The organism is Shewanella litoralis (assembly GCF_009828585.1).
Lineage (GTDB): Bacteria > Pseudomonadota > Gammaproteobacteria > Enterobacterales > Shewanellaceae > Shewanella > Shewanella litoralis.
Genome location: NZ_WSRZ01000011.1, coordinates 1 through 25,627, shown reverse-complemented (window position 1 = coordinate 25,627; position 25,627 = coordinate 1). Strand labels below are relative to the sequence as shown.

Sequence of the window (25,627 nt, the reverse complement as noted above, 5' to 3'; positions counted from 1 at the left end):
TGCATGCAATTGACTGATTTAGCACAACAAGAGCAACACGCACTTTCGCAACTCAGCGCTAAAGTAAGCAAAGTGTTTGTTACCGGCGCAGGCGGCTTTTTAGGCTTCGCGATTTGTCAGCGTTTACTTGCCGCTGGCATTAACGTGGTGGGCTTTGCCCGTGGCGCTTATCCTAATCTTGTAGAACTCGGCGTTGATATGCATCGCGGAGACATCAGCGATTTTGCTAGTGTAAAACAGGCTATGCAAGGTTGTGACATGGTGTTTCATGTGGCATCAAAAGCGGGTGTGTGGGGCAGCAAACAAAGCTACTACTCACCCAATGTTGATGGCGCAGCCAATATTATCAATGCTTGCAAGACACTTAATATTCAATCGCTTGTGTATACCAGCACCCCAAGTGTCACCTTTGCCGGCGTCGATGAAAACGGCATTAATGAGTCAGCCCCTTATGCCAGTGAGTATTTAAATTACTACGGCGAATCAAAAGCCCTCGCTGAACAAATGGTGTTAGCCGCCAACAGCAACAGTTTAAAAACCACAGCGCTACGCCCACACCTTATTTGGGGGCCAAACGATCCTCATTTAGTGCCGCGAGTCATTGAGCGAGCCAAAGCAGGGCGATTAAAATTGGTGGGTAAACAAGATAAACTGGTCGACACCATTTATGTCGACAATGCCGCATATGCGCATATTTTGGCAGGTGTTGATTTAGTTAATCGTGCTAACAGCGCCGGTAAAGCGTACTTTTTAAGTAACGACGAACCCATCACCATGGCCGCCATGTTAAATCAAATTTTAGCCTGTGCCGATTTAGCGCCCGTTACAAAGCGCGTGCCAGCAGGTATCGCCTACGCCGCAGGTGTAGTGCTTGAAACCGTCTATGGATTACTGAATAAATCACAAGAACCCATCATGACACGCTTTGTCGCACGGCAACTCTCAACCAGCCATTACTTTAATATCAGTGCTGCCAAGCAAGATTTAGGCTACCAGCCACTGGTTAGCATTGAACAAGGCATGCAAAAGCTGAAGCAATCCTTATCGAAATAACGGCTTTGTTTACCAGCCTGACATTTAAAATAGATGATTTATGTAAACAGCTGTTTGTAAAATTGTTTTTACAATATTTTAAGGGTTATTTTTCAGCAATTACTTGGTTATATTTTATTCCGCTGTATCTTAAATTCCGACCACCACAACAATAACCCCAAAGAGGGTAAAACTCATAACAAGGTGGCGCAGGGAGAAGCAATGCAAAATAATAATCAGGGTAAATGGAACTTAGCCACACTCGCCATTCATGGCGGACATCAACGCGAAGCCTTTGGCTCGCTCACCACACCTTTATATCAAACCGCCACCTTTGTATTTGACAGCGCCGAACAAGGCGGAGCCCGTTTTGCGGGTGATGAACAAGGTTACATCTATACCCGTTTAGGTAACCCAACCACCGCAGAATTAGAGCGCAAAATGGCATTGCTAGAAGGCGCAGAAGACGCCGCCGCAACCGCATCGGGCATGGCCGCCGTATCAAGCGCACTATTAACCCATTTGCACGCAGGCGATCATCTTGTTGCCTCTAAAGCCGTTTACGGTTGCACCTTCGCGCTCATGACCACTCAGTTAACGCGCTTAGGCATTACGAGTACATTAGTCGACTTTACCGACATGCCAGCAGTTGAGGCGGCCATTAAGCCAAACACCAAAGTGTTATTTTGCGAAACCCCAGTTAATCCACATCTACAAGTGTTCGACCTTACTGCCATGGCAAACGTCGCTAAAGCGCATAATCTCGTGTCAATCGTCGACAACACTTTTATGACCCCATTGTTGCAACAACCACTTTCACTTGGGATCGACATGGTGATCCACAGCGCCACCAAATACTTAAACGGTCACGGCGATGTGATAGCAGGGATTGTGTGCGGCAATGCAGAACATATGCATCGATTAAAGTTTGAAATACTAAAAGACTTTGGCGGAGTGATTTCACCACACGATGCATGGTTAATCTTACGCGGGTTAAAAACCTTAGACGTACGCTTAACCCGCCATTGCGACAATGCAGAAGTGTTAGCGGAGTATTTAGATAAACACCCTAAATTCAGTCAGGTGTTTTATCCAGGCTTAACACACCATCAAGGCCACCGCTTTATCGGCAACCAAATGAAACGCGCCGGCGGCGTTATCGCATTTGAATTAACAGGCAACAAGCAAGACTCCATCAACTTCGTCAATCGCCTCAAATTATTCACTATCGCCGTAAGCCTAGGCGACGCCGAATCGCTCATACAACACCCCGCATCCATGACACACTCACCCTACACCCCAGAAGCCCGTTTAGCCGCAGGCATCACCGACAACCTACTGCGTATCTCGGTTGGTTTAGAAAACGTACAAGACTTAATAGCAGACATAGAACAAGCACTGCTGTAGTTAGGCTTGCCCCCGTCATTTGTTAATTCGTATTAAGAATGAAACCCACTATTCCGTCGTTCCGGCAATGCTTTTAAGCCGGAATCCAGGTGTTAGTTTTGGGGTTTTAGGCCCTAGGCCCTAGGCCCTAGGCCCTAGATTCTAGGAACTCGCAAGCTCGCCAGAGAGCGGACTTCGTCCTTTTAGAATCTAAGCTACACCTGGATCCCTGATACAAGCACTCAGGGATGACGGCAAATGATGACGGGCGGGGCGATGATAGCTTTACCTAGTACCTAGAATCTAGAACCTGATTTTAAAGAAACACCTGGATCCCTGATACGAGCACTCAGGGATGACGGCAAAAAGATGACGGGCGGGTGAGGCTATAGCTTTGCCTAGAACCCAGTACCTAGTACCTAAAACCTGATTTTAAAGAAACACCTGGATCCCCAATTAAAGCATTTGAGGATGACGGCAAAAGATGATGTACGAGTAGGCCAACACTTGCATGCCACTACTTCGTTGTTTGCTCATTAATATTCAAATACCGCCAACTACCACGTCGTTCCGGCAATGCTTTTGAGCCGGAATCCAGGTGTTGGTTTTTGCTTTTAATGTCCAAGCAAGGTCAACTGAAACACCTGGATCCCTGATACGAGCACTCAGGGATGACGGGCGGGTGAGGCAACACCTGGATCCCTGATACAAGCACTCAGGGATGACGGCATAAAGATTACTGCAACGTTCACTACTTCGTTGTTTGCTCATTAGTATTCAAGCAACGTCCACTAACACGTCGTTCCGGCAATGCTTTTGAGCCGGAATCCAGGTGTTGGCTTTTGCTTTTAATGCCCAAGCAAGGTCAACAGAAACACCTGGATCCCTGATAACAGATCTCAGGGATGACGGCATAAAGATTACTGCAACGCCCACTACTTCGTTGTTTGCTCATTCGTATACAAACAACACCCACTACTACGTCGTTCCGGCAATGCTTTTAAGCCGGAATCCAGGTGTTGGCTTTACGTTTGAAAACGACAGTCAAAGTCACAAGACATGAGAGACAAGAAACACCTGAATCCCTGATACAAGCACTCAGGGATGACGGCATAAAGATGACGGGCGGGTGGGGCGATGATAGCTTTACCTAGTACCTAGAATCTAGAACCTGATTATAAAGAAACACCTGGATCCCTGATACGAGCACTCAGGGATGACGGCATAAAGATTACTGCAACGCCCACTACTTCGTTGTTTGCTCATTAGTATTCAAGCAACGCCCATTATTCCGTCGTTCCGGCAATGCTTTTGAGCCGGAATCCAGGTGTTGATTTCAGCTTTTGCATTCAATAACAGGATTCTGAGCTTTGTTCGGACCGACGAAGCTTGCATTTAACTGCTATATTTTGAGATTACGTTAATTGAGCTAAGTAATTATGGATAAGCAATCATATATTTACATCATGGCTAATCGGCCCAATGGCACACTCTATATTGGAGTGACTTCTGATTTAATCAGACGAAATTGGGAACATAAAAATGGCTTGGCTGATGGCTTTACCAAAGAACATTCAATTAAAATGTTAGTTTATTACGAAGTGTTTGATGACATCTATAATGCTATTACCAGAGAGAAACAGCTTAAAAACTGGAAGCGTGAATGGAAGATTAAATTAATTGAGAAGTTTAATCCACGCTGGGAAGATCTTGAAATTTAGATGCCCAAGCAAGGTCAACAGCAACACCTGGATCCCTGATACGAGCACTCAGGGATGACGGCATAGGGCAGTAGCAAACACGGTTCACTACCACGTCGTTCCGGCAATGCTTTTTAGCCGGAATCCAGGTGTTGGCTTTACGTTTGAAAACGACAGTCAAAGTCACAAGACATGAGAGACAAGAAACACCTGGATCCCTGATACGAGCACTCAGGGATGACGGCATAGGGCACTAGCAAACACGGTTCACTACCACGTCGTTTGCTCATTCGTATTCAGACACCGTTCACTACTTCGTTGTTTGCTCATTGGTATTCAAACACCGCTCACTACCACGTCGTTCCGGCAATGCTTTTGAGCCGGAATCCAGGTGTTGGCTTTTTGCTTTAATGCCCAAGCAAGGTCAACAGCAACACCTGGATCCCCAATTAAAGCATTTGAGGATGACGGCAAAAGATGATGTACGAGTAGGCCAACACTTGCATGCCACAACTTCGTTGTTTGCTCATTCGTATTCAGACACCGTTCACTACCACGTTGTTTGCTCATTCGTATACAAACAACGTCCACTACTTCGTTGTTTGCTCATTCGTATACAAACACCGCCAACTAACACGTCGTTCCGGCAATGCTGTTGAGCCGGAATCCAGGTGTTGTCTTTACGTTTTTAAGCAACGTCAAAAGAAACACCTGGATCCCTGATACGAGCACTCAGGGATGACAGCAAAAGATGACGGGCTAAGAGGGTAAAGCATTAGAGAAACACCTGGATCCCTGTGATAAGAGATCTCAGGGATGACGGGCTAAGAGGGCAAAGCATTAGAGTAAAACCTGGATCCCTGATACAAGCACTCAGGGATGACGGCATAGGGCAGTAGCAGACACTGTCCACTACCACGTCGTTCCGGCAATGCTGTTGAGCCGGAATCCAGGTGTTGGCTTTTGCTTTTAATGCCCAAGCAAGGTCAAAAGAAACACCTGGATCCCTGATAACAGATCTCAGGGATGACGGGCGGGAGAGGCAACACCTGGATCCCTGATACGAGCTCTCAGGGATGACGAGTAAATGAGATAAAGAAACAATTGTGGAGCGTCAACTTTGCCTAGAACCTAGAAGGACGTAGTCCGCTCTTAGGCGAGCTTGCGAGTTCCTAGTCTCTATTCTTTTTTTAACCCACAAAAAAGCCCAAATTAATGGGCTTTAATATGACAGTAATGTCGGGGTAGTTTGCTAATTAGCGAGCTAATTAGTTGCCAGAAGCACCAGCTCCGCCGCCGCCACCGCCGCCGCCGTTATTACCACCAGTGTTACCGTTGCCACGGCCAGGGTTTGGTCTGTTAGCCGCTGCAATTGCAACAGGGTTGTTAGAGTTAGCAGCGTTGTTAGAACCCGCAGCAGTTGCTGAGTTGGTAGCAGCAGTGACTACGTTAGCAGATACGCCGTTTACAGCAGCTACAGCCGCAATCTTGTCTTGTGACACACCAGCAGTGGCTGCAGCAGCAAGAATTTTGGTTTGTGCAGCTTCATCAGCGCCAGCAGCTTGAAGTGCGGCAGCTAAAATAGCTTCTGCTTCTTCAGCGGTTGCGCCTGCAAGCATTTGTTCGGTGTAATCACCAACAGTGCCAGCGGCGACTGCGGCTTCTAAACCTGCGTTGAAATCATCTAGGCTGGCAGCTGAAACACCGGCAGACATCCCAGTTGTCAACAGCGCTGAAACTAGTAATAAAGTGAGTTTGTTTTTACGCATCATGATGCCTCGTTATTTGTTGAGTGACTAAAGTCGTTCAGCTGCAATGCACTGATCCATGTGTTGGTTGCATTAGCAGGTATGATTGTACTGAAATTCCGTACGGCATACAATCCATTACCTTGCAAACCATCGATATTCATGAGTGAAAAGTGTTCACCTATCATTGCCGATTCCACCTGTGGCGCAATGATTTTAATACCAATCCCATGGCATATTTGCGTCACTGTTTGCACAAAAAAGCGTGTGTCAGCCTCAGCAATATCACGCACATAGCTAGGATCAATCTTAATAAAATCAATGTTTAAGTTTCTGATATAACAAAATGAGCTCAAACTAGAACCAAAACGTTCAATCGCAATACCAATATCTAATCGTTTCGCCCGGCGGATAAATTTCTCCGTAGACTCAAGCGAAAGCATGGCACCCGCCTCGTTAAATTCATACAAAAGTGGTGGAAGCGATTTGTGCATTTTTTGATAAAGATCGAACAACCAATCCGTAAATACCGGATTATGCATCGCGCGGTTACTAATATTAATCGCCACACGGGTATGCTCAATGTGCGTAAGCTTATAAAAAATGAAACACACAACCGCCTGCTCAAGCTCTTGTAACACCCCTAAACGCTCCGCCATAGCAAACACGTCTAAGGTCGATAACACTTCGCCCTCAACTTTAAAGCGCACAAAAGACTCAACGTAAAGTATCGACTGCTTATCATCCACTACCGGTTGCAGCATTAAATCAAATATTTTATCTAACGGAATACACTTAATGGCAAAGTCATTAGGATGACAATGGCTAATCTCATTTTTAAAGTATTCAGTAAACTGGGTTAATATGCCCACCCATTCTTCGCGCGAATGGTTTTTTTGCATTGCCTGAGCCGACACCAGGCCTTTGTCATTGTCAGCATATTGATTATGCACCAGCTGATGGTCCAGGCGTTTAACCACTTCGGCAAAGTCTTCTTGATGATTAACACGGGTCAGCGAATGCTTAGCAAAACCATGATTAAAGCGCGACGAGCTTTCAATCAAAATACTGGCGGCAATTTGCTGGTCAATTTGTTTTGCTGCGTCTTCAGTCAGTAAACTTAAAAAGGCAAACTCAGAACCCGAAATACGATATAACGTGGCATCTTGCATGTGGCTCATTTGTTGACTAAACAACTGCGCACCCGACAAAATATAATCATCACCACTGCCATAACCTTCAATATCGTTAATGTGTTTTAACGACGTCATCGACACTAAGCCTAAATAAAATCGATTACCGTGAGTATCATACTCAGCCTGAATCGACTCAAAACGTTTTAACAACGCACGGCGATTAGGCAGACCAGTGTGAGGGTCAATGTACACCTCTTGCGACAACGCCTCTGCTAATTTTGTTTGTTCGTTAAACGAACGTTGAATGTTTTCAACCATACGATTAATCGCATTTACCACAGTACGTAACTCTGAAGTAAACGGGTTTATTGAATTAAGGCTAAAGCGCTTTTGAATCACCGACTCAGCTTGTTTTTCAATGCTGCGCAGTGGCGTTAACACCGCCTTTAAAATTAAATAAGCGCAAATCATCGCCACAAACAACTGTAATAGTGTTGCAGTTAAACTGCTCACTGCATGGTCCCACAAACTTTTATAAGAGGTACCCGCATGCGACTGCACCTCAAGTTGCCCCGCAATACGCCAGCCATCGCTTACTTCACTGGTCATAACAGGTGGGTGTAAAGTAAACCAATCAATAAACCATTGCGGTACAGCAAAGTTACCTTGTGGATTAATGCGCTCAAATATCAGTTTGCCATCTAAATCAGTAAACGTAATATGCTGGTAATAGCCCGAATCAAAAATAGCGTTGGTCATGGTTTCGGCAATCACTAAACCTTCTTCATCCATATAAGGCGAAATAGACAACCCCAAACTGTGGGCAGCACCTTGCGCATGCGACGCTAATTGCTCATTTAAATAGTCGCGCATATTTGACACATTATTATACAGCGACGCCCCAAAGCTGAATAAAGACAAACACGCAATTAACAAATACAACTGTATCCGTAAAGACATTCCCTTTCTAAACATAATTTTTAACCTTGTAAAAGTTATTCACCATTTTCTATTCGCAGCATTAAAGTAGACCAATCATTAGTCCCTTTACTGTCTGGTTTACTCGAGCTTAAACCATGTGCCTTTGCTAACCACAACCCCTGGCCATTAAAAGAGTAAATCGGTTTTAAATCGGGCCTACGGTTTGCCGACAACACCTTACGATTAAGATTATCTAATACCAGTGGTAACGACGACGGCGTCTCAAAATAAATCAGTACCATATGTGGTTCATCATAAGTTAAAGCGCGCACATACATTAACCTAAGCTTGTGTTCGTCCATGCCCATAGCAATCAATGTCATATACTTAAAAATGGCATAATCTTCACAATCACCACTGCCGGTGCCTAATGACTCTATAGGCGTCGCCCAGTAATCTAATTTATGCCAATGGTCTGAATCAGATTTAAACTCAATGTTTTCATTAGCAAACTTATTTGCTAACAATAATCGGTCGTAATCATCAATATTTTGGCCATCACTAATCGTTTCATGCCAATCAACAAAATCATCAACCTTATCTTGGCCATAACGCTGGCTCATTTGAGTAAAAAAAGCATCAGTAAACAAACTGTCACTTAGAGAGGCGAAACACACAGCCGAAAACACCACTGGCACAATTAACCAATGGCGATAAGTCATCTTGCCAAAAAAAGTAAAACAGCTGTTCAAAATGTCTACTGTAAATGCCTGTTCAAATGTGTTTGTAATAAATACACGTAAATTAATACCAAAGCAGCGCACATCATAATCTAGTTAATCTCAAAACGACAATAAAATGACGACAACAGCAGCTCACAAGCGTTTGAAACGAAATAAAACATTTTAGGTCATTCTAAAGTTGTACAAAATAGCAGCGGTGATTTTTTACAAAAAAAATCACCAGATATACAACTAAATTTGACGCTGTCAATTTGTTGGCATGTTAATTGTTTGTTGTAATTTATGTTCGCGACAAAAAACAACAATAAACAGAAGCCGAGAGATAAAAACACGGCTTTTAACAAAAATAAACCTTAATTAGTGCGAACAAAAAGTACTAACACAAACTGAATGTTATCGACTTATATTAGGTAAAAATGTTAAAGCAAGCTAAAACAGGTGCTTATGTTTTTACCGCAGTAAAGAGAATTAACGAGTCATATAGAAGTTACAAAATGATATATCTAAAGTGATGTATAGGCTATTGCACCAAAACAGCTCTTTTTGTTCCAAAATGTGACATCGTGGACCTCAAAAGAGCCTTCAGCCTGTTACATTACAATGTTAATGGCATGAAGCATAAAAATGACAAGAACAACTAAACCACAAGCAAATAAGGTAAGAGTGGTAGTTAGTCCTAAAGTAGTAAAAAAGCGGTGTTGCGTGATTAAAATGCGTAAAAGTGATGAAAAAATAACGATTAACAAAAGAACGTCAAAAAACTGTCATTAAATTACCGTATACATTATAATTGCCAAATCATTAAGAGGACTGACGTAAAAACAGAGAGTAGAAAAGGAACATTCATACAAGGCATGACGCCACCGAGAACTGTTGTTGAGGCCATAAATCACCTGATTTAACCTCATTAGTTACCGATGCGATCTCATATCGTGTAGTTCCTACTGTGTCCAAAATACATACTTTTAGGTGTAATGCCTCAACAGCAGCACCATTTTAAAATGTATGGCCAATTGCAATAAGTGGATAGCAAATAAAAACATCACTTAGCTGCCTGGCAAGCGAGCAACAGCCGCAGGACCTTTTCTACTGTTTCGTTCTGAAACGTCAAAAATCTAAAGTTTTGCTCGATAGTTTACACATGAGTTTACAAGTGAGTTTACAAGTTCGATTTTAAAAGTGTTAAGCATATAAAAAACAAGCTTTTAGAATAACAATTTAACAGGTTTTACAGCAATCTAGAGGCTGCAATCTAGTGGCGGTAGCGTGCTTTTTTCAGGCAAAACAGCTCTACGCACTCCATCGTTACGCACGTCATTCCTGAATGCTTGTATCAGGAATCCCTGTGTTGCTTTAAAGGCACGTCATCCTCAAATGCTTTAATCGGGGATCCAGGTGTTGCTTTAAAGGCTCGTCATCCTCGAATGCTTTAATCGGGGATCCAGGTGTTTCTTAGATTCTAGAAGAACGAAGTCCGCTTTCAGGCGAGCTTGCGAGTTCCTAGAACCTAGAATCCGTACACCGTTATCTAACCACTAAAACGAAGAAGTAATAGACGGTGCCTGTATACGAGTGGGCTAAAAACAATTTTGTTAGCAATGGAAATGCTTTAAAGGAATTTGAAATGATAAAAGTATTATCGGTATTTGGTACCAGACCAGAAGCAAAAAAAAGGCGCCATTAGTTAAAGCGCTAGAAAATACAGAAGGTATTGACGCTCAGGGCGAGACTGTGAACTTTTTTCGCACAAATTAAGGTCGTTTAATAAACTTCCGTAGTTCGATAAATCTTCATAGTTAGGATGGTTTCTTGTTCTTCTGCTTGCAGGTTAAACATAGAGCACAAAAAGTAAGCACTCATGCGGTTTCCCTGTATTGACGCTAAAGTATGCGTACCTTACTACACGAAAAAATTACCATTTATAATTAGTAACCAACTCAATTGAGATTAAAGAGCATGCTGATGATATAGTAAATTGGCAAAAATAAACTTTATAGTTGAAATTATGCAATGGTAATTTACTTATGAAAATTAATGGATAAATTTTATAAAAATATTTTTTAAAATAGTAAATGTTTACCCTTTAAGCTAATTTAATTCTGCCTTATATTCTTCCAAAGTATTCTTATCTTGAGACAAGGATTATCGTGATATCACTAGGTACCATTTTTTTTTACATTTATCCAATTATAATCACTATAAGAAGTGGACTATTTACTACAAGAAGTATTTTTTTTACTTATACTTTCTTAGGCGCTTGGATGTATGGTTTATTGCTTGAGACAAGTATTCTTCCACCCTCGCATATGATAGCTTTTTGGGCTATTAAGTTTGATTCAATTCCTTGGGTTGAATTTGCAATAATTAATTTTATTATATTTATGGCTAGTGTTGGTTCCGACGGGATTATCCCTGGTAAAAATAATGGGAGTAATATATCTAAACAAAAAAAAGAAATATATATAAGTCGAAATAAAATTTATTCGCTAAGTTTTATTTTTGTTACATTTGTAATGGTAGAGTTTTTGATCACTGTCAGTATTTACGGTAGTTTGTCTGAGTTCATACAAGCTTCTTACTCTCGTACTGCATTAGAAGATACAAATGTAAACTTTATTTTCCCATTGCTACTTTTTTGTAACGTTTTGAGTGTAATAATTTTTTCTTTTTACATTAATGAAAGGTATAGGGATTATGTAAGATACTATATCCCATTTATAATTTCACAAGTGATTTACTGTTTTTTTGCTGGAGGAAGATCTATTGCTCTCTTGCTACTAATATCATTGATTATAGTGAAGTATAAAACAATAAAAAATATTGGTATAAATAAATTTGTAGTAGGTATCTTTATATTTGCAGTTATTTCAGGAACTATGATTTCAAAACGTTTCGAGACACAAGGTGCTGATGCATATGTTGCTAATAATTTTATTTCAATCATAGAAGCCGCATATACAGGTTTGCCTATGATCGATCACTTAGGCTTATCGATAAAATATGTAGAGGAGAATGGATACGATTATGGTGATGTATATATTAATTCAGTTTTGTTCTTTATACCTAGAAGCATCTGGGTTAACAAGCCGCTTCAACTAAGCCGATTAATGAGGGAGAATTTTTATGGGGATACGACTGGAGGAATACCTCCAGGTTTATTCGGTGAATCTTATATTGCCTTTGGTTGGGTTGGTGTTTTTATTATTGCAGTGCTTTACGGGTTTCTAATTAGATTTCTAGATAAAATAATAATTGATTGCCCATTAGACATATTTAGTCGTTTAAGGCTTGCAGTCATACCTACCCTATTTGGTTTTATCTTAGTCAGGGGGGGGGTTGATATAGGTATATATAGAGTAGGTTTAATTATTTTCCTTTATTTTTTAATGGAATCTTATATCAGAGTTAAAGTGGTTTATAATGGCCGTTAGAGCAGAGTTTAAAAAGATTTTTAGTATAATATCAGGTGCTTTTATAGGTCAATTATTATTATTTTTGGCCTATGGGTATGGACTTAATTTATATCCTGTAATATTAGGGCAAATTAGTAACGCAGTTGGCTTATTCATATTAATATCACTTATTTGTGACTTTGGGGGAGGATTTTATTTAAAACAAAATTATGAAAATGAAACGAAAACTCATGCGTTTTTAACAATTAGATTAATTATCAATTTTATATGTTCTGTTGCAATCCTTATTATTTCTTTTTTTGTACAGGATGAATTTATAAGTGAGTTCTTATTTTACATATCACCATTTATTTTTTTTAATTCACTAAATGTTAACTCTTTGCTTGATGTAACTAGTGAAAAGTCTTGGTTTAATATCATATCGAGCATGCATTTGTGTTATACGGCTATTTTTATATTTTTTAGAAATGAATCAGCAATGTATTTAGCCATTGGAATTTCATTTTTTTACACATCATATAGTATCGTTACTTTTATCGTATCAGGTTTGAAAATATCTTGTTTTTTTAAATTTGAATTACTTAACCAGCACAAGTATGTTTTTATCGAATCACTAAAGATTTGTGTGGTTTTACTTCCAGGTCAATTAATACCTAGACTTTTGTCATTGATAATTTACACTGGTTTCTCAGAGATATATGCTGCAGTATATAATTTTTTAAAGACATCTCAAAATATATTCAACCAAGTTGTTACACTTGTGAGGAGAGTAGCTTTTGCTCCAATGAAATTATTATATTTGGAAAGGGGGTTCTACTTAAAATCTGTATTTTCAGTTGGGGTATCACAGTTTTTCCTATTTATATCGCTATTTTTTATGGTAGTTTTCTTTTTTTTAGTTCCGCTACTGTATCAACCAGTTTCTATATATGACTCTATGGCATTTATATTTCAGAGCTTAACTTGGTATCTAATATCAACCTATATATTTTACCTTCAATGTTTAGGGAATAATAATATTCCTGCTACATATTCATTTTTTATCATGTTGTTTTTTGTTACTTTTTTAGTTTTTTTTGAATTTAGTAATCTGGTTAGTATAGTAATTTTTGAAGCGTTTTGTTCTATTTTGGCGCTATTTTCCACTTTGATATGGAGTAAGTTTTTTAATGGAAATAACAATAGTTAATGCTTATGGAAGAACAAACAGAGGGGACTCTGTACTTTTAGATGAGTGTATTCATGAATTGAAATGTAAATATCCTGAAGCTAACATTTCGGTTGTTTTATTTGATGATGAAGGTTTTGATATTGTACATCCTGATATAATGTATAACGAAAGGATTTGTAATACTTCTTCGAATCACAAAAGATTTAATATATATTTTTATAAAGTTTATTCATTTTTAATTTTAGTTTTATCGGCATTGTTCAAAATACGTATTCTATCTAATTTACTGAGTAGAGAGCAGAAAATTACATTTGAGAGGATATTGGATTCTGACTTGGTAATAAGTGCACCTGGTGGTTACTTACATGATACAAACTTTGCGTTGTATGTAGCTTTAATGCATTTGCATATAGCAAATGTTTTTAATATTAAAACTATTTTAGCTCCACAAAGTTATGGGCCAATAAAGTCTTTCTTTGGAAGAAGTATTTTTAAATACATTTTGAATAAATGTTATGCAATATGTGCAAGAGAAGGTTATAGTTACACATTTCTTTTGAATGCCGGCGTGAAAGAAAGTTTAATTTTTAAAACTGGAGATTCTGCATTTTGGAATTTCAACTTAGATCATTCTGAATGCAAATATATATTTGAAAGGCATGGTGTACATGTGGGAGAGAAGTTTTTAGGCATGACATGTGTAGATTGGACTTATCCACATCAACTAAATCCAATTGATAAGAGAAGAATATATATAAATAATATGGTTGAAATCATTAATCGTATTCATGATAACTTTGGTATGAGAACGCTGATATTTAATCAAGTTAAGGATGATCTAAATATTAGTGAAGAAATTGCTAAAAGCGTGCCTAATAAAGTTGTTCATATTAAAGAAGATTACGAACCTGAAATATTAAGGTCGCTAATTTCTTTTTCTCATGTATTTTTAGCTACTAGATTTCATTCTTGTATATTTTCTTTAATGTCTGACGTTCCAACAACTGCTATTGCTTATTTACCAAAAACTGATTATATCTTAAAAGATTTAGGCATCTACGATAAGGGGTTTGATATTAACGATATGCCAGTAGATTCAATTTATGAATCTTTATCTTTTGATATAACTAATAATAAAGAAGCAAGGGAGACTGTAAGATTTAGTGTTGAAAAGTATAGAAGAAATATGAATAGATTAATGGATATCATTTAGGTTTTTATATGAAATTATGTATCAATGTACCCACGATAAATACTGATGGTGGTGGTGTCGCTACCGCTGTAATACAAATCTATAATAATTTATCTACGATTAATTCTGATTACGATATTTGCATAAAAACTATTAATTCAGGTAGTCAATATGAACTGGAATCTAGGATAAAGCATATAGTCTATAAGACAGTTGGCCCCAAAAGGCTTGGTTTTTCAATTCAACTTTTGAATTCGGTTTTTCAAGATGATAGTAATATATTGCATTGTCATGGTACTTGGATGGCAAATACCATCTATAATAATTTATTTAATAATATAAATAAAAAACCATATGTTATATCACCTCATGGCATGCTAGATAGTTGGATTTTATCTAGAGGTAAGACTCAAAAGCTTTTTGCAAACTTAATTTATGAAAAATCTTCTAGGAATAATGCCTTTGCTTTTCATGCTTTAAACTCAACGGAAGCGGATTCAATTTTGAAGATTAATCCTAAAGCAAAAATATTTGTAATACCTAATGGTATAGATACCTTAAAAATAAATAATTACTTTCGTTTAAACCCTGTGTTCAATATAACTTTTTTAGGTCGATTCCATGAAAAAAAGAATATAATTAATCTAATTTGTTCTATTTTAGATATATCTGAGGATGTTTACAGGAAAAAACCATTTATCTTAAATCTAGCAGGTTGGGGTGATGTTAAGTTAGTCCAAAAAATTAAGGAGTTGATACAAATAAAGCCTGAAAGGTTTAACTTTATCGGTCCTGTATATGGAAAAGAGAAAGAAATGCTATTTAAAAATACTAATGTTTTTATTCTTCCCTCTTTTTCTGAAGGTTTACCTATGGCAGTTCTAGAAGCTTGGGCTTATGGTACACCTGTTATGATGACAAAGCATTGCAATTTAAGTGAAGCATTTAATAAAGATGCAGCGCTTGAATGCCCTGTAGATAGAGAAGGATTAAAGAAATCCCTTCTTAGAATATTGTTAAGCTATTCCCCTGAAGATTTGAGTGTATTAGCAAGCTTAGGTCATAAGTATGTTTCGGATAATTACTCTTGGCGGCATGTTACTTCTTTATATGACCAGATGTATAAGGAAATTTGTTTAAAATGTTAAAAAAACAATCACTGACCGATCCTATCTTTAATTTTAGCAATAAATTATTTCGTTCTGTATGGACTATAGCTTACTTTATATTTTTTCGGTTCAGTCCAGTTTTTCTCTTCAAATGGCGTTGTTTTATACTTAAAGTATTTGGAGCTAAGATTAGTCTAGATAGTAGAGTATACCCAACCGCTAAAATTTGGTTGCCATCTAATTTGATAGTAGGTGCCTATTCTACAATAGGACCAAATGTAAATGTTTATAATCAAGGAAAGATTGTAATAGGTGAACAAGTGATTATTAGTCAAGGAACACATTTATGTGCAAGTACTCACGATTACAATGATCCATTACATCCACTTTTATTGTGTCCAATCACAGTAGAAGACAATGTTTGGGTTTGTGCTGACGCATTTATTGGACCTAATGTCTATTTATCAGATGGTTGTGTCGTTGGCGCCAGAGCTGTAGTGATGAAAAATACAAAACCTTGGTCAGTATATTCTGGAAATCCTGCTGTCAAAATAAAAGATAGGGTATGGGGTGATAAATGACCAGTATAGCGGTTTTGATACTCACATATAACGAACAACATCACATTGAACGTTGTATAAAGTCATTGCTAACTTTTACAAATAATATCTTTGTTGTTGATAGTTATTCGACTGATAACACAGTATCAATATGTGAAGGTTTAGGTGTAAAAGTTTATCAGCGTAAGTGGAAGAATTATGCTGATCAATTTCAATGGGGTTTAGATAATTGTCCAATTGAAACTGAATGGGTAATGCGAATGGATGCAGATGAGTATATCGAACAGGATTTAATTGATGAATTAATTAATAAAAACTTTAGTTTGGTTAAACCTGAAATATCCGGGTTCTATATTAGAAGAAAATACTTCTTTTTAGGTCAATGGATTAAATATGGTGCTGTATACCCATTAAACCTATTACGTATATGGCGAACGGGTCAAGGGCGGATTGAAAATCGCTGGATGGACGAGCATATTGTTTTAAGCCGTGGAACAACTTCGCAACTTTCAGGGCATATTATTGATGACAATTTAAATAATACCCGTTGGTGGACAGAAAAGCATAATAATTATGCTGATAGAGAAATGCTTGATATTTTGGATAAAAAATATTCTTTATTCACAATAGACGATTCCTTAAAAGAAAATAAAGAAGGATCGCAGGCAAAGTTTAAAAGAACGGTGAAGGAAGGTGTTTATAATAAACTCCCTATTTTTGTAAGACCTTTATTATATTTTTTATATCGATATTTTATTCGGTTTGGTTTTTTAGATGGTAAAAAAGGTTTTGCATTCCATTTTTTTCAAGGTTATTGGTATCGGTCTTTAGTCGATTTACGTGTGTATGAAGCTGAAATGAATATTGCTAATTTACCAACGAATGGTGAGAGAATTAACTGGCTAGAAAAATTCACTGGTCTTACGTTACGATGAATATAATTCTACAAAGCCTTAATTACTCACCAGAGTTAACCGGCATAGGCAAATATAACGGTGAAATGTGCCCTGAGTTAGTTAATCGTGGTATGGATGTAACCGCAATAGTGGCGCCACCTTATTACCCTGAGTGGAAAATTCATAGTGGTTTTAAGCGCTTTAGCTTTAATACCACTCATGTTGATGGTGTTAATGTAATACGTTGCCCTTTGTATGTGCCTGCAAAAGTAACAACCATAAAACGTATTATCCATTTGGCTAGTTTTGCTTTTTCTTCAACGTTGGCACTCGCTAGTCGTATGTTTAACAAGCCAGATGTGATTATGTTGGTACAGCCCACATTATTTTGTGCCCCCTTTACTTTATTGTTTGCCAAATTGGTTGGTGCAAAAACGGTAATGCACATTCAAGATTACGAAGTTGATGCATTATTTGGATTAGGCATGATGGGCAATGGCATTACTGCCAAAATTGCTAAATCATGTGAGCGTTTTTTAATGCAACGTTTTGATGCTATTTCTACCATCTCCTATTCGATGATAGAAAACGCCAAAAACAAAGGCGTCGATCCTGCCAATATTATTCATTTTCCTAACTGGTCTGATACAGAATTTGTTACCCCAGATACAGATGGCTCAAGTTTAAAAGCTGAATGGTGCTTTAGCGCTGACGATAAAGTCATTTTGTATGCGGGCAATATTGGTAATAAGCAAGGGCTAGAAATTGTACTTGAGGCAGCTAAACACTTTGCAAGCCAGCCAAATATTAAATTTGTGTTGGTAGGAGCGGGTGCCTACGTTGATACACTAAAAGCATTAGCTCACCAATTACAATTAACAAATGTGTTTTTTAAGCCGTTACAAGCCTGGGCGCGTGTGCCAGAAATGCTAGCCCTTGCAGATATTCATTTAGTGGTACAAAAAAAAGGAGCTGCAGATGCTGTACTCCCCTCAAAGTTAACCAATATTTTATCTGCAGGCGGCCATGCCATTGTTACAGCTGAGGCCCATACTGAACTTGGCAAAATAGCAGCCAAGTACCCAGGTGTTTATGATTGTGTTGAGCCTGAAAATACTGATGCTTTTATTTCGGGTTTAAATACTCTGTTAACTCGAGATTTAACCCAAACCAATAGCGTCGCACGTGGTTTTGCAGAGCAATTTTTAAATAAAAAACAAATTATTGACCAATTTGTGTCTGATTTAACAACACTTGTTGGATCTAAATCTAAATCTAAATCTTAATCAAACTTCAAACTTCAAACTTCAAACTTCAAACTTCAAATATTCATTTTATATTCGTTTTACAAGGACATGTTATGACAAGTAAGGTCGCGTTAATCACGGGTGTTACCGGGCAAGATGGTTCATACCTTGCTGAGTTGTTATTAGAAAAAGGCTATGAAGTGCACGGAATTAAACGCCGTGCATCAAGCTTTAACACTGAACGTGTTGACCATATTTACCAGGACCGTCATGAAACCAGTCCTAAATTCTTTTTGCATTATGGCGATTTAACCGACACCTCAAATTTGACCCGTATTTTAAAAGAAGTGCAGCCTGATGAGGTGTATAACCTGGGGGCGCAAAGCCATGTAGCCGTGTCGTTTGAGGCGCCAGAGTACACTGCCGATGTTGATGCCATGGGTACCTTGCGTTTATTAGAAGCTATTCGCTTTTTAGGCCTAGAGAAAAAGACTAAGTTTTACCAGGCGTCTACCTCTGAGCTATACGGTGAAGTGCAAGAAATCCCACAAAAAGAAACCACGCCGTTTCACCCACGCTCACCTTACGCAGTAGCCAAAATGTATGCCTACTGGATTGTAGTTAACTACCGTGAGTCTTACGGCATGTATGCCTGTAATGGCATTTTGTTTAACCATGAATCACCACGCCGTGGTGAAACCTTTGTGACTCGTAAAATTACCCGTGCACTGGCTAACATTTCGCAAGGGTTAGAGAAGTGCCTCTATCTGGGTAACATGGATGCACTACGTGACTGGGGCCACGCTAAAGATTACGTACGCATGCAGTGGATGATGCTACAACAAGAGGTTGCCGATGATTTTGTTATTGCCACAGGCAAACAGATTTCGGTACGCGATTTTGTGCGTTTGTCTGCTAAAGAATTAGGCATTGAGCTTGAATTCACTGGCACTGGTCTTGATGAAGTGGCCAAAGTGGCATCGATTACCGGTGACAATGCGCACGCGCTAAAGGTTGGTGATGTGGTTGTGCGCGTTGACCCACGTTACTTTAGACCTGCAGAAGTTGAAACTTTATTAGGCGATCCGTCTAAAGCCAAAGCCATTTTAGGCTGGCAGCCAGAAATTACCGTTGAGCAAATGTGTGCTGAAATGGTACTTAATGACTTAAGTAAAGCCAAGCAGCATGCGTTATTAAAAGCCAACGGTTACCACAACAGCGTATCGGTTGAATAAGTTATGAGTATCAAAACCATATTTGTAGCAGGCCATCGCGGCATGGTAGGTTCTGCTATTGTGAGGCAGTTAAGTGCTGATAATAACGTTAAGCTAATCACTCGTAGCCGTGATGAGCTTAATTTACTTGATCAACAAGCTGTGTTTAATTTTTTTACTGAACACAAGATTGATCAAGTGTATTTAGCCGCGGCAAAAGTGGGCGGTATTGTGGCTAACAATACTTACCCGGCTGAGTTTATTTATGAAAACTTAACCATTCAAAATAATATCATCCATGGTGCTCACATGGCGGGAGTTCAAGACTTACTGTTTTTAGGCTCGTCTTGCATTTACCCTAAGCTTGCCCCGCAACCTATGGCCGAAACGGCGTTGCTAACTGACACATTAGAGCCGACTAATGAGCCTTATGCCATTGCTAAAATTGCCGGCATTAAAATGTGTGAGTCTTATAACCGTCAGTACGGTCGTAATTATCGTTCTGTTATGCCAACAAACTTGTATGGCGAGAATGATAATTTTCATCCTGAAAACTCCCATGTTATTCCTGCATTAATTAGGCGCTTTCATGAGGCTAAATTAGCCAATGCAGAAAAAGTAGTGGCCTGGGGCTCTGGTAAGCCGATGCGTGAGTTTTTACATGTTGATGATATGGCCGCCGCCTCTATTTATGTAATGAATTTAGAGCAAGCTACATACCTTGCTAATACTGAGCCAATGCTGAGCCACATTAACGTGGGTACGGGTATTGATTGCACTATTCGTGAACTGGTTGAAACCGTTGCTAAGGTAGTCGGTTTTACAGGCGAGATTGAGTTTGATGCTACCAAGCCAGATGGCGCACCGCGTAAATTGATGGACGTATCGCGCCTAGCATCACTAGGTTGGCAAGCCAGTATTGAGTTAGCGGATGGTTTGCAAACCACTTACCAGTGGTTTTTGGCCAATCAAGACAGCTTTAGAAAATAAGGTGTGTGATGTTTCTTGATAAAGATACTTTTGCAACGGTTATTGCGTCTAGCCCGTTAGTGTCTATTGATTTGGTGGTAATAAACCATTTAGGTCAGGCACTGTTGGGCAAGCGTCTTAATAAGCCTGCCCAGGATTACTGGTTTGTACCCGGTGGCCGGATTGTTAAAAACGAGTCGATTGCAGATGCCTTTAAAAGGCTGACCTCTGATGAGTTAGGCACTGAATTTGGTATTACCGAGGCCTCATTATTAGGCCCATATGATCATTTTTATGATGACTGTGTGTTTGATAATGATGTTAGTACCCATTATGTAGCGATAGCTTATGTGCTTAAACTTAAACATGAGTTAACTGCTTTACCTTTAGGCATTCAGCATGCGCATTACCAGTGGTTTGATATTGATGCCTTGTTAATGGCTGAGCATGTGCATATACATAGCAAAAACTATTTTATTGATATTAAACAACACGCCAAATTAGATTAATAAAGGGATTTTATGATTTTACCTATCATTATGGCGGGTGGTTCAGGCTCGCGTTTGTGGCCTTTGTCGCGCCAGCAATTTCCTAAGCAATTTTTGACCTTGTTAGGCGAGCATTCAATGCTGCAAACCACTGCAAATCGTTTAGCGGGTATTGAACATGCGCCAACGTTAGTGATTTGTAATGAAGAGCACCGTTTCTCTGTTGCCGAGCAATTACGTGTAAACCAGATCCCCAATAGCGGTATTGTGCTCGAGCCTGTTGGCCGTAATACGGCTCCCGCTATTGCACTGGCTGCAATGCTGGCGTTAAGCAAGGGAGATGACCCGTTATTGTTAGTATTAGCTGCAGACCATGTGATTAAAGACGAAGCGGCTTTTTGCAATGCAGTGAATAAGGCTATTCCACTGGCAGAGCAAAACCAACTGGTGACTTTTGGCATAGTGCCTACCGCACCAGAAACGGGTTACGGTTATATTAAGCGCGGTGATGCTTTGAGCCATTGTTTAAACAATGGTTTAGGCAATGGCTTAGAAAATAGCTTAGAGAATGCATTAGGGTTTAACGTAGCCAAGTTTGTTGAAAAACCGAATTTAGCCACCGCACAAGATTATATCGCGACAGGTGAGCATTACTGGAACAGCGGCATGTTTATGTTTAAAGCCAGTACCTACTTACAAGAATTAAAGCAACATAGCCCTAAAATTTTTGCAGCGTGTGAAGCATCGATAGCAAATCCACAATATGACGTAGACTTTATTCGTATTAACCAACCTGCTTTTGAGGCGTGTCCAGACGATTCGATTGACTATGCCGTAATGGAGAAAACCCAGCACGCAGTGGTTGTGCCAATGGATTGTGGCTGGAACGATGTCGGCAGTTGGTCGGCACTGTGGGAAATAGACGATAAAGATGAGCAAGGCAATGTGTTTAAAGGCGATGTGATTGGTATCAATACCAGTAATAGCTATGTGAATGCTAACGAAAAGTTAGTGGCTGTTATTGGGTTAGATGATGTTGTTGTAGTTGAAACCAAAGACGCCATTTTAGTAGTAAAACAGTCGCAAGTGCAGCAGGTTAAACAGGTGGTTGAGCAACTTAAAGCCGAGCAGCGCAGCGAATGGCAACATCATCGTGAAGTGTATCGCCCATGGGGTAAGTACGATTCAATTGATAATGGTGGCCGTTTTCAGGTTAAGCGTATTACCGTAAAGCCTGGCGCTAAGTTGTCGGTACAAATGCATCATCATCGCGCTGAGCATTGGATTGTGGTGTCGGGTACGGCCAAAGTGACTAATGGTGATAAGCAGATTTTACTTACCGAAAACCAGTCTACCTATATTCCTGTTGGCGTGGTTCACGCATTAGAAAACCCAGGTAAAGTGGATTTAGAACTGATTGAAGTTCAGTCAGGCTCGTACCTCGGTGAAGATGATATTGTGCGTTTTGAAGATCGTTATGGTCGAGTTGCGCCTGTGGAGGCAAACTAATGCTAGTTAGCCACAACGTGATTAGGCACAGCAATATTGCTTTTGGCACCAGCGGCGCGAGGGGATTGGTAGACGATTTTAGCGCCTATGTGTGCGCAGCATTTACCGTGTCGTTTATTGAAACCATGCGTTTTGCGTTTTCGTTTAACACAGTGGCGATTGCAATAGATAACCGCCCAAGCAGTTATGCCATGGCACAAGCCTGCGCCAGCGCTGCTGAGCAATTGGGTTTGTCGGTGATTTATTATGGTGTTATCCCAACGCCTGCCTTAGCGTATAAAGCAATGGCGTTGAATATTCCTTCTATTATGGTGACTGGCAGCCACATTCCGTTTGACAGAAACGGGCTTAAGTTTTATCGCCCAGATGGAGAAATTACCAAAGCGGATGAGTCGTCGATTATTAATGGTCAATTTGTATTTGAGCCATTAGAGGCGTTAGTCAAACTACTGGCGAGCAACGATGCTGCAGATGCATATGTATCGCGTTACCTTGATTTGTTTGACAGTCCATTTTTAACGGGTAAACGCATTGGTATTTATCAGCATTCGAGTGCAGGGCGTGACATTTACCCTGCATTGTTTGAGCGATTAGGTGCCGAAGTGGTGTTAATTGGTCGCAGTGATACCTTTGTGCCGATTGATACCGAAGCGGTGAGCGAAGCCGATTGCCAAAAAGCCATTGAGTGGACAGCGCAATATGAGTTAGATGCGTTGTTTTCAACCGACGGTGATGGCGACAGGCCAATGCTCGCTAATGAGCAGGGGCAATGGCTGCGCGGTGATATTTTATGTTTATTGTGTGCTCAAGCCTTAAATATTCGCGCGTTAGCAATACCTGTTAGTTGTAATAGTGCGGTTGAGTTATCACATCAGTTTGCCCATGTGCTGCGCACTAAAATTGGCTCGCCTTATGTTATTGCTGGCTTTGAAGCATTAAAAGACCGTTATGAAACCTATGCCGGTTTTGAAGCCAATGGGGGCTTTTTATTAGGCAGCAATGTAACTGTGAACCAGCATGAGTTAACCGCGTTACCCACGCGAGATGCCTTATTACCGGTATTAATGGTGTTGTTTAGTGCAAGGCAATCTTCTGTGCTGTCGTTAATGAGCGAGTTGCCACAACGTTATACTCACAGTGATCGGTTAACTGAATTTGCGATAGAAAAAAGTCAGCAGATTATTAGCTATGGTAAACAACATACTAACCAATTAGTAGAACAACTGGGTTTTGCTGGTGTGGGTTTATTAAACGTTAATATTACCGATGGCTTGCGGTTAACATTAACCAATAATGATGTGGTGCATTTAAGACCGTCTGGTAATGCGCCTGAGTTTAGATGTTATGCAGAAAGTCATACGTTAGAACAAGCCAAAAAAATTGTTAATCATGTTTTGCCGTTACTGGCGGATATAAAATTTTAGTTTTATAACTCTTCTAGGTGAGTCAAATGGACAGACCATCCAAATTCCAATTTGTTGGTTCTTCTTCGAGCTTTTTATTGCGCATTATTGATATTTCATTAGTGGTTTTTGCATTATTAGTGATTATGCAAGGTTATAATGTGGCATTTAATAAAGACTACTTATTAACCTTAGGCGGCGTGTTATTGCTGTTTAGCTATATTGGTGAATCTATAGGCTTATACCGCTCCTGGCGTTTGGGTAAGTTTGCTCACATGTGCCGCTTATTAATTGGCGTTATCACCATTTGTTTTTTGCTAATATTTGCGGTGCTGTTTTTATTTAAATATACCGAGTTATATTCGCGCGTGGTGATGGTGGGCTGGTACTCGTTTACTGTGGTGTTATTACTGAGTTGGCGTTTGTGTGTGCGCGAAATTAAACGTATACGCCGCAGTAAAGGTTTAAGTGTTGAGAAAGTCGCGATTGTTGGCTTAACCGAAACTGGAATGAGCCTGTATAACGAAATATGGAAGCATGATGAGTTAGGGTTTGACTGTGTTGGTTTTTTTGATGACAGAGAGCCTGGCAGAATAGTAAATCTGGAGCCTAAGTTAATTGAGGGCAATATAAACCAGGCGATTGAGTTGGCTAAAAGTGGCGCAATTCAAAAGTTGTATATTTGTTTACCCCTATTAGCAGAGAAGCGTATTGCTGATATTATTGAGCAATTAGGTAACACCACCGTAGATGTACTCATTACCCCTGACTTTTTAATGAAAAATTTAATGCATGCGCGCATTGGCAGTGTGGGTGATGTTGATACGATTAGTGTGTTTGAGTCGCCAGTGAATGGCATGAAGCGCTTTTATAAACGTAGCTTCGACATAGTGTTTAGTGTTTGCGCCATTGTGGCGATTTCACCGGTGTTGGTGGCGGTGTCGATTGCAGTTTATTTGTCATCCCCTGGGGCGATTTTGTTTAAGCAAGACAGATATGGCCTGGACGGACGTAAAATTAAGGTGTGGAAGTTTAGGTCAATGACGGTGACTGAGAACGCCAACAAAGTCGTGCAAGCCAGTAAAGGCGATGCGCGTATTACTAAAGTGGGCGCCTTTATTCGCCGTACATCATTGGACGAGTTACCGCAGTTTTTTAATGTATTAAAAGGCGATATGTCGGTGGTAGGCCCACGCCCACATGCAGTAGCACATAATGAAGAATATCGTAAATTAGTGACTTACTATATGCTACGCCACAAAGTGCTCCCCGGCATTACCGGCTGGGCACAAGTTAACGGCTGGCGCGGTGAAACCGATACTTTAGATAAGATGGAAAAGCGCGTGGAATATGATTTAGCCTACATCCGCAACTGGTCACTCTGGTGGGATGTAAAAATCGTGTTTTTGACGTTTTTTAAAGGCTTTGTAGGTAAGAACGTATATTGATCTTAGGTGGTTAGTGCGAGGTATTAGGAACTCGCAAGCTCGCCTGAGAGCGGACTTCGTCCTTCTAGTGGCTAGATGACGGTATACAGAACACTACGCTTACGGTTTTTTGGTTTTTAGTACGTCATTCCGGCAATGATTTTAGCCGGAATCCAGGTGTTTAGTACGTCATTCCGGCAGTGATTTTGAGCCGGAATCCAGGTGTTGGTTTTTTATTACGTCATATATGGACCCACCCGTTTTGCAAGTGATTTCGAAGCGTTAATAAACAAATTCATTGCCTTCATATATCCGGCTTGTAAATCGGGTGTTTTATATACCCGCAGCCCTAATGCAATTAGC

19 protein-coding genes are annotated in these 25,627 nt (G+C 39.8%); 16 read left to right on the top strand and 3 right to left on the bottom strand.

The window, feature by feature from the left end:
• Positions 1 to 3: 3 nt before the first annotated feature.
• From oleD to GQA99_RS10315, 3 genes are all read left to right on the top strand, one after another.
• Complete coding sequence (gene oleD / locus GQA99_RS10325; protein WP_160053806.1) at positions 4 to 1,053, top strand: 2-alkyl-3-oxoalkanoate reductase; 1,050 nt, start codon at positions 4 to 6, stop codon at positions 1,051 to 1,053.
• Positions 1,054 to 1,254: 201 nt separating this feature from the next.
• Positions 1,255 to 2,439, top strand: coding sequence for a methionine gamma-lyase (gene megL / locus GQA99_RS10320; RefSeq protein WP_160053805.1), 1,185 nt, complete (start codon positions 1,255 to 1,257; stop codon positions 2,437 to 2,439).
• A gap of 1,418 nt (positions 2,440 to 3,857) precedes the next feature.
• Positions 3,858 to 4,139 carry a GIY-YIG nuclease family protein gene (locus tag GQA99_RS10315; RefSeq protein ID WP_160053804.1) on the top strand — a complete coding sequence of 94 codons (282 nt, stop codon included), beginning with the start codon at positions 3,858 to 3,860 and terminating at the stop codon, positions 4,137 to 4,139.
• Positions 4,140 to 5,386: 1,247 nt separating this feature from the next.
• On the opposite strand, the gene GQA99_RS10310 is transcribed toward GQA99_RS10315, so the two are convergent.
• Genes GQA99_RS10310 through GQA99_RS10300 form a run of 3 tightly spaced genes read right to left on the bottom strand, consistent with a single transcriptional unit; the run spans position 5,387 to position 8,675 of the window.
• Positions 5,387 to 5,890: a hypothetical protein gene (locus GQA99_RS10310; protein WP_160053803.1), complete on the bottom strand. Its 504-nt coding sequence runs from the start codon at positions 5,888 to 5,890 to the stop codon at positions 5,387 to 5,389.
• Positions 5,887 to 7,962 carry a bifunctional diguanylate cyclase/phosphodiesterase gene (locus GQA99_RS10305; RefSeq protein ID WP_160053802.1) on the bottom strand — a complete coding sequence of 692 codons (2,076 nt, stop codon included), beginning with the start codon at positions 7,960 to 7,962 and terminating at the stop codon, positions 5,887 to 5,889. Before GQA99_RS10305 ends, GQA99_RS10310 begins: the two co-directional genes overlap by 4 nt.
• A 35-nt stretch (positions 7,963 to 7,997) precedes the next feature.
• Entirely contained in the window at positions 7,998 to 8,675 is a 678-nt protein-coding gene (locus GQA99_RS10300) for a transglutaminase-like cysteine peptidase (protein WP_229785868.1), read from the bottom strand.
• 2,138 nt (positions 8,676 to 10,813) lie between these two features.
• On the opposite strand from GQA99_RS10300, the gene GQA99_RS10295 reads away from it, so the two are divergent.
• From GQA99_RS10295 to GQA99_RS10235, 13 genes are all read left to right on the top strand, one after another.
• Complete coding sequence (locus GQA99_RS10295; protein ID WP_268244221.1) at positions 10,814 to 12,097, top strand: O-antigen polymerase; 1,284 nt, start codon at positions 10,814 to 10,816, stop codon at positions 12,095 to 12,097.
• Positions 12,087 to 13,268: a hypothetical protein gene (locus GQA99_RS10290; protein WP_160053800.1), complete on the top strand. Its 1,182-nt coding sequence runs from the start codon at positions 12,087 to 12,089 to the stop codon at positions 13,266 to 13,268. The genes GQA99_RS10295 and GQA99_RS10290 overlap by 11 nt, the downstream gene beginning before the upstream one ends.
• Positions 13,249 to 14,463, top strand: coding sequence for a polysaccharide pyruvyl transferase family protein (locus tag GQA99_RS10285; RefSeq protein ID WP_160053799.1), 1,215 nt, complete (start codon positions 13,249 to 13,251; stop codon positions 14,461 to 14,463). Before GQA99_RS10290 ends, GQA99_RS10285 begins: the two co-directional genes overlap by 20 nt.
• 8 nt (positions 14,464 to 14,471) lie before the next feature.
• Positions 14,472 to 15,590: a glycosyltransferase gene (locus GQA99_RS10280; RefSeq protein ID WP_160053798.1), complete on the top strand. Its 1,119-nt coding sequence runs from the start codon at positions 14,472 to 14,474 to the stop codon at positions 15,588 to 15,590.
• Complete coding sequence (locus GQA99_RS10275) at positions 15,584 to 16,132, top strand: LbetaH domain-containing protein (RefSeq protein WP_160053797.1); 549 nt, start codon at positions 15,584 to 15,586, stop codon at positions 16,130 to 16,132. The genes GQA99_RS10280 and GQA99_RS10275 overlap by 7 nt, the downstream gene beginning before the upstream one ends.
• On the top strand, positions 16,129 to 17,046 hold the full coding sequence (locus GQA99_RS10270) for a glycosyltransferase family 2 protein (protein ID WP_160053796.1): 918 nt from the start codon (positions 16,129 to 16,131) through the stop codon (positions 17,044 to 17,046). Before GQA99_RS10275 ends, GQA99_RS10270 begins: the two co-directional genes overlap by 4 nt.
• Positions 17,043 to 18,293, top strand: coding sequence for a WcaI family glycosyltransferase (locus GQA99_RS10265; RefSeq protein WP_160053795.1), 1,251 nt, complete (start codon positions 17,043 to 17,045; stop codon positions 18,291 to 18,293). The genes GQA99_RS10270 and GQA99_RS10265 overlap by 4 nt, the downstream gene beginning before the upstream one ends.
• A gap of 74 nt (positions 18,294 to 18,367) precedes the next feature.
• A complete protein-coding gene (gene gmd / locus GQA99_RS10260; RefSeq protein WP_160053794.1) occupies positions 18,368 to 19,489 on the top strand; it encodes a GDP-mannose 4,6-dehydratase in 1,122 nt (373 codons plus the stop codon).
• A 3-nt stretch (positions 19,490 to 19,492) separates the two neighbouring features.
• Complete coding sequence (gene fcl / locus GQA99_RS10255; RefSeq protein ID WP_160053793.1) at positions 19,493 to 20,458, top strand: GDP-L-fucose synthase; 966 nt, start codon at positions 19,493 to 19,495, stop codon at positions 20,456 to 20,458.
• An 8-nt stretch (positions 20,459 to 20,466) separates the two neighbouring features.
• Positions 20,467 to 20,946, top strand: coding sequence for a GDP-mannose mannosyl hydrolase (locus tag GQA99_RS10250; RefSeq protein WP_160053792.1), 480 nt, complete (start codon positions 20,467 to 20,469; stop codon positions 20,944 to 20,946).
• Positions 20,947 to 20,958: 12 nt separating this feature from the next.
• Positions 20,959 to 22,434: a mannose-1-phosphate guanylyltransferase/mannose-6-phosphate isomerase gene (locus GQA99_RS10245; protein ID WP_160053791.1), complete on the top strand. Its 1,476-nt coding sequence runs from the start codon at positions 20,959 to 20,961 to the stop codon at positions 22,432 to 22,434.
• Positions 22,434 to 23,858, top strand: coding sequence for a phosphomannomutase (locus GQA99_RS10240; protein ID WP_160053790.1), 1,425 nt, complete (start codon positions 22,434 to 22,436; stop codon positions 23,856 to 23,858). Before GQA99_RS10245 ends, GQA99_RS10240 begins: the two co-directional genes overlap by 1 nt.
• 26 nt (positions 23,859 to 23,884) lie before the next feature.
• A complete protein-coding gene (locus GQA99_RS10235; RefSeq protein WP_160053789.1) occupies positions 23,885 to 25,285 on the top strand; it encodes an undecaprenyl-phosphate glucose phosphotransferase in 1,401 nt (466 codons plus the stop codon).
• The last annotated feature ends 342 nt before the right edge of the window (positions 25,286 to 25,627 follow it).